Source organism: Pseudomonas sp. ATCC 13867 (assembly GCF_000349845.1).
GTDB lineage: Bacteria > Pseudomonadota > Gammaproteobacteria > Pseudomonadales > Pseudomonadaceae > Pseudomonas.
Window position 1 is genome coordinate 401,015 of sequence record NC_020829.1, and the last position, 7,801, is coordinate 408,815.

General features: G+C 64.8%; 9 protein-coding genes. 5 read left to right on the forward strand and 4 right to left on the reverse strand.

Annotated elements, in window-relative coordinates; genetic code table 11:
* Positions 1–47 precede the first annotated feature (47 nt).
* The 4 genes from ruvX to gshB form a co-directional block, all read right to left on the reverse strand.
* Positions 48–485 (reverse strand): Holliday junction resolvase RuvX, encoded by a 438-nt coding sequence (gene ruvX / locus H681_RS01835; protein ID WP_086009587.1) that lies wholly within the window; start codon positions 483–485, stop codon positions 48–50.
* Positions 482–1,051, reverse strand: coding sequence for a YqgE/AlgH family protein (locus tag H681_RS01840; protein WP_015475139.1), 570 nt, complete (start codon positions 1,049–1,051; stop codon positions 482–484). The genes ruvX and H681_RS01840 overlap by 4 nt, the downstream gene beginning before the upstream one ends.
* 76 nt (positions 1,052–1,127) lie before the next feature.
* Entirely contained in the window at positions 1,128–2,021 is an 894-nt protein-coding gene (locus tag H681_RS01845) for an energy transducer TonB (protein WP_015475140.1), read from the reverse strand.
* Positions 2,022–2,077: 56 nt separating this feature from the next.
* Entirely contained in the window at positions 2,078–3,040 is a 963-nt protein-coding gene (gene gshB / locus H681_RS01850; RefSeq protein WP_015475141.1) for a glutathione synthase, read from the reverse strand.
* A 281-nt stretch (positions 3,041–3,321) separates the two neighbouring features.
* Between gshB and pilG the strand changes: the two genes are divergently transcribed.
* From pilG to H681_RS01875, 5 genes are all read left to right on the forward strand, one after another.
* Complete coding sequence (gene pilG / locus H681_RS01855; protein ID WP_015475142.1) at positions 3,322–3,729, forward strand: twitching motility response regulator PilG; 408 nt, start codon at positions 3,322–3,324, stop codon at positions 3,727–3,729.
* Positions 3,730–3,774: 45 nt separating this feature from the next.
* The gene (gene pilH, locus H681_RS01860) at positions 3,775–4,140 is read left to right on the forward strand and encodes a twitching motility response regulator PilH (RefSeq protein ID WP_009615257.1); all 366 of its coding nucleotides are present in this window, start codon (positions 3,775–3,777) and stop codon (positions 4,138–4,140) included.
* Positions 4,141–4,187: 47 nt separating this feature from the next.
* Positions 4,188–4,724, forward strand: coding sequence for a chemotaxis protein CheW (locus H681_RS01865; protein WP_015475143.1), 537 nt, complete (start codon positions 4,188–4,190; stop codon positions 4,722–4,724).
* Positions 4,725–4,806: 82 nt separating this feature from the next.
* Positions 4,807–6,855 (forward strand): methyl-accepting chemotaxis protein, encoded by a 2,049-nt coding sequence (locus H681_RS01870; RefSeq protein ID WP_015475144.1) that lies wholly within the window; start codon positions 4,807–4,809, stop codon positions 6,853–6,855.
* Between the two features lie 62 nt (positions 6,856–6,917).
* Positions 6,918–7,781, forward strand: coding sequence for a CheR family methyltransferase (locus H681_RS01875; protein WP_015475145.1), 864 nt, complete (start codon positions 6,918–6,920; stop codon positions 7,779–7,781).
* Positions 7,782–7,801 lie beyond the last annotated feature (20 nt).

Below are 7,801 nucleotides of genomic sequence, written 5' to 3' on the forward strand. Positions count from 1 at the left end.
GCTCCCCTGGCGCTGCTTCAGGTCAAGGGGCGCTGCGACGCCTGGGGTCAGGCAGGGGCGTTGTCGGCCAGCCAGCCCTCCAGCAGCAGGGCGGCGGCCAGGGCGTCCACCGGGCGCTCGCGGTAACCATCGCGCTGGCCCTGGGCCAGGCGCTCGCCCTTGGCGGCGTAGGTGGTCAGGCGTTCGTCGTGGGTGTGCACCGGCAGGTTGTAGCGGCCGTGCAGGCGGCGGGCGAATTTCTCGGCGCGCTCGCTCATGTCGCTGGGGCTGCCGTCCATGTTCAGCGGCAGGCCGACGACGATGGCGTCGGGCTGCCATTCCTTGATCAGGGCTTCCACGCGGCTCCAGTCCGGCACGCCGTTCTGTGCCTTGAGCACGCAGAGTTCGCGGGCCTGGCCGGTGATGGCCTGGCCGACGGCGACGCCGATCTGCTTGGTGCCGTAGTCGAAGCCCAGGAGCAGGCGCAGGGGCTTGGCACTCATCAGGCGTGCCCGGCCTGGGCGGTGAGCAGGCTGAGGTTGACCCCCAGGCGCTCGGCAGCCGCCGACAGGCGCTGTTCGGCCGGCACCTCGAAGAGCACCGCCGGGTCGGCGGGGCAGGTCAGCCACGCGTTGTCGGTGAGTTCCGCTTCCAGCTGGCCGGCTTCCCAGCCCGCGTAGCCGAGGGTGATCAGGTGCTGCGCGGGGCCGCTGCCGTCTGCGATGGCGAACAGCACGTCCTGGGAGGTGGACAGCGACAGCTCGCCCAACTCCAGGGTGGCCTGGAAGCTGCGCCCGGCGGGGTGCAGGACGAAGCCGCGGTCGGTCTGCACCGGGCCACCGTTATAGATGGTCATGCCCTGGCAGCGCACCGGCGGCAGTTCGTCCGGGCGCAGTTGTTCGAGCACGTCGGCGAGGCTCAGGCCACTGGGGCGGTTGATGATCAGGCCCATGGCACCCTGCTCGTTGTGTTCGACGATATAGGTGACGGTCTGGGCGAAGTTGGGGTCCGCCATGTGCGGCATGGCGATCAGGAAATGGTGCTTGAGGGAGCTTGCGGCTGTGCTTTTCATGCCAGCTAGTTTCAGGCCTGGCGCGCCAGGGGACAAGCCTTGAAAACGCCACCGCGTGCCGCCAGGCACGACAGGCTCACTGGCTGGACAGGCGGTCGCCGCGCTCGAAGCGCCAGGTGCGGATGATTTCCAGGCGGTCGATGTCGTTCAGGTCGCCGGAAAAGGGCGCGAACGGCGCGGCCAGGCGCACGATGCGCTGGGCGGCCTGGTCGAGGGTGGCCTGGCCGGAGGACTCCAGCACCTGCACCTCGTAGAGGGAGCCGTCGCGGTTGATCGACACCAGCAGCCGCAGGCTGCCGTAGATGCGCTGGCGGCGGGCTTCGTCGGGGTAGTTGAGGTTGCCGATGCGCTCGATCTTCTTGCGCCATTCCTCTTTATACCAGGCGCCCTTGTCGCGCATGGTCGAGGCGGCGCTCAGGCGGTGGATGCGCGGGCGCTTGGCGTAGGCCTGCTGCTCGCGGGCGAGGTCGGCTTCGAGGCTGGATATCTGTGCGGACAACTGGCTGGAGTCGAACTGCGGCGCGGGCTTGGCGACGGTTTCCGCCTTGGGTGTCCGGGGCTTGGCCTGGACCTTGTCCGGGCGCGGGCTGCGGGTGCTGACGGCGGTCTTGGGCGCTTCCGGGCTCTTGGCCTGCTTCGGCGTGGCCGGCGGCGCGACCTTCTTCACCTCGGTGTCCTGGAACGGCGCCTGCTCGGTGGTCTTGGGGATCGCCTTGTGTTCCAGGGTGCCGCTGCCCTGCTGGTTCATCTGCGCGAGGTAGTCGGCCTTCTCGGGCGCCTTCTCGCTCTTGAAGCTGGCGAGGGTGATTTCCAGGGTTTTGCTCAGTTGGCTGGGCATCGGCATGGTGAAGCCCACGCCGAGCAGGATGGCCACGTGCACGATGGCCGCAACGAACAGGGTGAAACCCAGCCGGTCCGCCGGGCGTACGCCGGAGGACACGGGGAAGTCGGAATGGGTTGCAGCGTTCATTGCGGGTCGCGTAGGCCAGGGTGGGGCGGAAGTCTGCCGACGAGGCTTATAAAAGTCTATGACGCACTGCGCGCCTTGAGCTTTTCGTCGATGACCGTCATCAGCCGCTCGCCGATGCGGGTGTCGTAGGCCGCGTCGATCTCGCGGATGCAGGTCGGGCTGGTGACGTTGATCTCGGTGAGGTTCTCGCCGATCACGTCCAGGCCGACGAACAGCAGGCCGCGCTTGCGCAGTTCCGGGCCGACCTGGGCGGCGATCCAGCGGTCGCGTTCGGTCAGCGGCTGGGCCACGCCACGGCCGCCGGCGGCGAGGTTGCCACGGGTCTCGCCTTGCGCCGGGATGCGCGCCAGGCAGTATTCCACCGGCTCGCCGTCGATCATCAGGATGCGCTTGTCGCCATCCTTGATGGCCGGCAGGTAGCGCTGCGCCATGACCTGCTCCTGGCCGTGGCGGGTCAGGGTCTCGAGGATCACCGAGAGGTTCGGGTCGCCTTCGCGGTGGCGGAAGATCATCGATCCGCCCATGCCATCCAGGGGTTTGAGAATGATGTCACGATGCTCGGCGGCGAACTCGCGCAGAATATCGGACCGGCGACTCACCACGGTGGGCGGCGAGCACTGCGGGAAGAGGGTGGCGAAGTACTTCTCGTTGCAGTCGCGCAGGCTCTGCGGCTTGTTGACCACGAGCGTGCCGGCGCTTTCGGCCTGTTCCAGCAGGTAGGTGGAGTAGACGAACTCGTTGTCGAAGGGCGGGTCCTTGCGCATCAGGATCACGTCCAGGTCCGACAGCGGCTGGTCGATCTCCGCATCCAGCTCGAACCAGTGGGCTGGGTCGTAGAACACCTTGAGCGGACGCATGCGACCGCGGGCGAGGTTCTCTTTCTGGTAAAGATCCTGCTGTTCCATATAGAAGAGCTGCCAGCCGCGGGCCTGGGCGGCCAGCAACATGGCCAGCGAGCTGTCCTTCTTGAAACTGATCTGCGCGATGGGGTCCATCACGATCCCGAGGCGTACGCTCATGGGATGTCCTCCTGGGGGGAATTCGTCGGCTTGGGGCTGCGACTCGGGGCCGCGCCGCAAAGGCTGAAAATGGACGCTCAGGGTGGCGCTGGATGTGCGCTCGGTCAAGGAAAAAGCCTGCGCGTTCGGGGTCTTATGGCCTGAATTTGCTGGGCGTGGTAAAGATTCTGACGATTGTGGTAAAAGGTTCCCACGATTGGGTCGCAGCCCGACGGTGGCAGGGCGCTTGCGCACTGATATAAAAAGTGGAAAAACGATTCACCGAGATGGTAAGGGCGAACATGGAACAGCATTCCGACGGTTTGAAAGTAATGGTGATCGACGACTCCAAGACGATTCGTCGCACCGCCGAAACCCTGCTGAAGAAAGTCGGCTGCGATGTCATCACAGCCATCGACGGTTTCGATGCTCTGGCCAAGATTGCCGATACCCATCCCAGCATCATCTTCGTCGACATCATGATGCCCCGCCTGGATGGTTATCAGACCTGCGCCCTGATCAAGAACAACAGTGCCTTCAAATCCACGCCGGTGATCATGCTGTCCTCCAAGGACGGCCTGTTCGACAAGGCCAAGGGTCGCATCGTCGGTTCCGACCAGTACCTCACCAAGCCTTTCAGCAAGGAAGAGCTGCTCGGCGCGATCAAGACCCATGTGCCTGACTTTACCCCGGTGGAGCACGCTTCCTGAAGTCCGGCCCTGTGCCGCTGACGCCTTTTCCGTATGGGGACCACAATGGCTCGAATTCTGATTGTTGATGACTCGCCGACCGAGATGTACAAGCTGACCGCGATGCTGGAAAAGCACTCGCACCAGGTACTCAAGGCCGAGAACGGCGCCGACGGCGTGGCCCTGGCCCGCCAGGAAAAGCCGGACGTCGTCCTGATGGACATCGTCATGCCCGGCCTGAACGGCTTCCAGGCGACCCGCCAGCTGTCCAAGGACCCGGAAACCAGCGCGATTCCGGTGATCATCGTCACCACCAAGGACCAGGAAACCGACAAGGTCTGGGGCAAGCGCCAGGGTGCGCGCGACTACCTGACCAAGCCGGTGGACGAAGAAACGCTGCTCAAGACCATCAATGCAGTACTGGCCGGCTGAAGCCGGTCCCTCAAAGAACATAATTATTAGAGAAGGCCAGGGCCGGCATGGCGGAAGTCCAGAGTCCTTTCGAGGTTCTCGTCCAGATCGATCAGCGCTGTCGTCAGTTGGCAGCGGGTCTGCCTGCGCAGCGCGAAGTGGCGCAGAGCTGGAACGGCATTGGCTTTCGCATGGCCGGGCGCCTGTTCGTGGCACCTATGGGGGAGGTCGGCGAGGTTCTTCACGAGCCGCGCTACACACTGCTGCCCGGTGTCCGTGACTGGGTGAGGGGGGTCGCCAACGTGCGCGGCCGCCTGTTGCCGATCATGGACCTGTGCGGCTTCCTCGGCGCGGAGCTGTCGCCTCTGCGCAAACAGCGGCGCGTGCTGGTGGTGGAACACCAGGAAGTCTTTGCCGGCCTCATCGTCGATGAGGTGTTCGGCATGCAGCACTTCCCGGTGGAAACCTTCAGCGAGCAGCTGCCGCCCCTCGAAGCGGTCCTGCAACCCTTTATTCACGGCGTCTTCAATCGAGAACAGCCCTGGTTGGTGTTCAGCCCGCATGCGCTGGCGCAGCACCCGGCGTTTCTCGATGTCGCCAGCTAGATTTTGACCGGTTGGGCCGGCTTGCCGGCCCGTGTTGTGACATGGAAACCGTAATCGTGGTGGGTCCAGGCGGGGGCCGAATATGAAAAATATGAAGGCAGGCAGTCTTTTTTCGGGTGCGCGTAGCAGCTCGCTGATCCTCGGGCTCTTCGTAGTCCTGATCGTGGCGATCGTCTTGCTGTTCGCCAACTTCGCTTACCTCAACACGCAGGCGGACCACGACAAACAGTACATCGGCCACGCCGGCGAACTGCGCGTGCTGTCCCAGCGTATCGCCAAGAACGCCACGGAAGCCGCGGCGGGCAAGGGCGAGGCGTTCAAGCTGCTGAAGGAAGCGCGCAACGACTTCGAAAAGCGCTGGAACATCCTCACCAAGGGTGACGATAGCACCGGCCTGCCGCCGAGCCCGGCTTCGGTACAACCGCAGATGGCGGAAGTGCAGAAGGACTGGGACACCCTGCGCAAGAACGCCGACTCCATCCTTGCCAGCGAACAGACCGTACTGTCCCTGCACCAGGTGGCCGCGACGCTGGCCGAAACCATCCCGCAACTGCAGGTGGAGTACGAAGAGGTCGTCGACATCCTGCTGGAGAACGGCGCCCCGGCCGACCAGGTCGCGGTAGCCCAGCGCCAGTCGCTGCTGGCCGAACGTATCCTCGGCTCGGTGAACAAGGTGCTCGCCGGTGACGAGAACTCCGTCCAGGCCGCCGACAGCTTCGGCCGTGACGCCAGCCTCTTCGGCCGCGTACTCAAGGGCATGAAGGAAGGCAACGCGGCGATGAGCATCTCCAAGGTGACCAACGCCGAGGCAGTGGACCGCCTCAACGAGATTGCCGAACTCTTCGAGTTCGTTTCCGGCTCGGTGGACGAGATCCTCGAGACCTCCCCGGAACTGTTCCAGGTCCGTGAAGCCGCCAACACCATCTTCGGTGGCTCGCAGACCCTGCTGGAGAAAGCCTCCAGCCTGGCCGACGGCTTCGAGAACCTGGCCGAAGGCCGTGTGTTCAACCAGGTCGCCAGCGCCGCGCTGGGTGTGATCGCCCTGGGCGCGATCATCCTCATCGGCCTGGTGATGGTGCGTGAAGCCAAGCGCAGCCTGGCCGAGACCCACGAGAAGAACGAACGCAACCAGGCGGCGATCCTGCGATTGCTCGACGAAATCGCCGACCTCGCCGACGGTGACCTGACGGTGGCCGCGACCGTGACCGAGGACTTCACCGGTGCGATCGCGGACTCCATCAACTATTCCATCGACCAGCTCCGCGAGCTGGTGGAAACCATCAACCTGACCGCCGTGCAGGTGGCCGCCGCCGCCCAGGAAACCCAGGCCACCGCCATGCACCTGGCCGAGGCGTCCGAGCACCAGGCCCAGGAAATCGCCGGCGCCTCCGCCGCGATCAACGAAATGGCCGTGTCCATCGACCAGGTATCGGCGAACGCCTCCGAGTCCTCGGCGGTGGCGGAACGTTCCGTGGCCATCGCCAACAAGGGCAACGAAGTGGTGCACAACACCATCACCGGCATGGACAACATCCGCGAGCAGATCCAGGACACCTCCAAGCGGATCAAGCGCCTGGGTGAATCGTCCCAGGAGATCGGTGACATCGTCAGCCTGATCAACGACATCGCCGACCAGACCAACATCCTCGCCCTGAACGCCGCGATCCAGGCGTCGATGGCGGGCGACGCGGGCCGTGGCTTCGCCGTGGTAGCGGACGAAGTACAGCGCCTGGCGGAACGCTCCTCGGCGGCGACCAAGCAGATCGAGGCGCTGGTGAAGACCATTCAGACCGACACCAACGAGGCGGTGATCTCGATGGAACAGACCACCTCCGAGGTGGTGCGCGGCGCCCGCCTGGCGCAGGACGCCGGCGTGGCCCTGGAAGAGATCGAGAAGGTATCCAAGACCCTGGCGGCGCTGATCCAGAACATTTCCAACGCCGCCCGTCAGCAGGCGTCCTCCGCCGGCCACATTTCCAACACCATGAATGTGATCCAGGAGATCACCTCGCAGACCTCCGCCGGTACCACCGCCACCGCGCGCAGCATTGGTAACCTGGCGAAGATGGCGAGTGAAATGCGTAATTCCGTATCCGGCTTCAAACTGCCGGACATTGCGGAACAGGCCTGAGCAGAGGAGGTGTGCTGCTCTTTGCCGGGTAGCGCACGACAGTCTTGAGCGAGGGGCGCGACATGCAGGCAAGTGGCGTCTGGTCGTTGCAGCCGTTGGCCGATATGTCGGCCGCGGAGTTCCGCGACTGGCAGGCACTGTTGGAAGACCGGACCGGCGTTGTCGTCAACGAACAGCGCCGCGCCTTCCTGCAGACCAGCCTGGGCGCACGCATGCGCGAACTGGGCATCGCCGACTACGGCAGCTACTACCGGCAGGTCATCGACGGCCCGCGCGGCGCGGTCGAGTGGTCGAACCTGCTGGATCGCCTCACCGTTCAGGAAACCCGTTTCTTTCGCCACAAGCCCTCCTTCGACCTGCTCGAGCGCTACCTGCACCAGCGCGTCGGGGATGTCGGCGAGAGCCGGCCGCTGGCCTTGTGGAGCGTGGGCTGTTCCAGTGGCGAGGAGCCATATTCCCTGGGCATGGTCGCCACGCGGGTCCTGGAGGCCGCGGGACGCACACCGCTGTTCGGCGTGACCGGGACCGATATCAGCCTCAATGCCCTGAGCCGGGCGCGCGAGGCGGTGTATGCGGCACGCAAGCTGGATGAGTTCGACGCCGCGTTGACCGAACGCTTTTTCCGCGTGCGGGACGACGGGCGCTATCAGGTGATACCGAGTCTGGCCGAGCGCGTCTGTTGCGCCCGGTTGAATGTGCTGGAACTGGCCCAGGCGCCAATGTCCGGCATGGATGTGATCTTTTGCCAGAACCTGCTGATCTATTTCCGCCGCTGGCGGCGGCGGGAAATCCTCAATCGCCTGGCCGAGCGGCTGGCGCCAGGGGGACTGCTGGTGGTCGGCGTCGGCGAGGTGGTGGATTGGCACCATCCGGCCCTCGAACCGGTCGCCGATGAGCGCGTTCTGGCCTTTACCCGGAAGGGATGACACAGACACATGAGTGGAGT

What these genes read in the sequence shown, in the direction of transcription:
- H681_RS01840 (WP_015475139.1), bottom strand. Translation starts at nt 1,051, where the DNA reads ATGAAAAGCACAGCCGCAAGCTCCCTCAAGCACCATTTCCTGATCGCC.
- pilG (WP_015475142.1), top strand. Translation starts at nt 3,322, where the DNA reads ATGGAACAGCATTCCGACGGTTTGAAAGTAATGGTGATCGACGACTCC.
- H681_RS01865 (WP_015475143.1), top strand. Translation starts at nt 4,188, where the DNA reads ATGGCGGAAGTCCAGAGTCCTTTCGAGGTTCTCGTCCAGATCGATCAG.
- pilH (WP_009615257.1), top strand. Translation starts at nt 3,775, where the DNA reads ATGGCTCGAATTCTGATTGTTGATGACTCGCCGACCGAGATGTACAAG.
- H681_RS01870 (WP_015475144.1), top strand. Translation starts at nt 4,807, where the DNA reads ATGAAAAATATGAAGGCAGGCAGTCTTTTTTCGGGTGCGCGTAGCAGC.
- H681_RS01875 (WP_015475145.1), top strand. Translation starts at nt 6,918, where the DNA reads ATGCAGGCAAGTGGCGTCTGGTCGTTGCAGCCGTTGGCCGATATGTCG.
- H681_RS01845 (WP_015475140.1), bottom strand. Translation starts at nt 2,021, where the DNA reads ATGAACGCTGCAACCCATTCCGACTTCCCCGTGTCCTCCGGCGTACGC.
- gshB (WP_015475141.1), bottom strand. Translation starts at nt 3,040, where the DNA reads ATGAGCGTACGCCTCGGGATCGTGATGGACCCCATCGCGCAGATCAGT.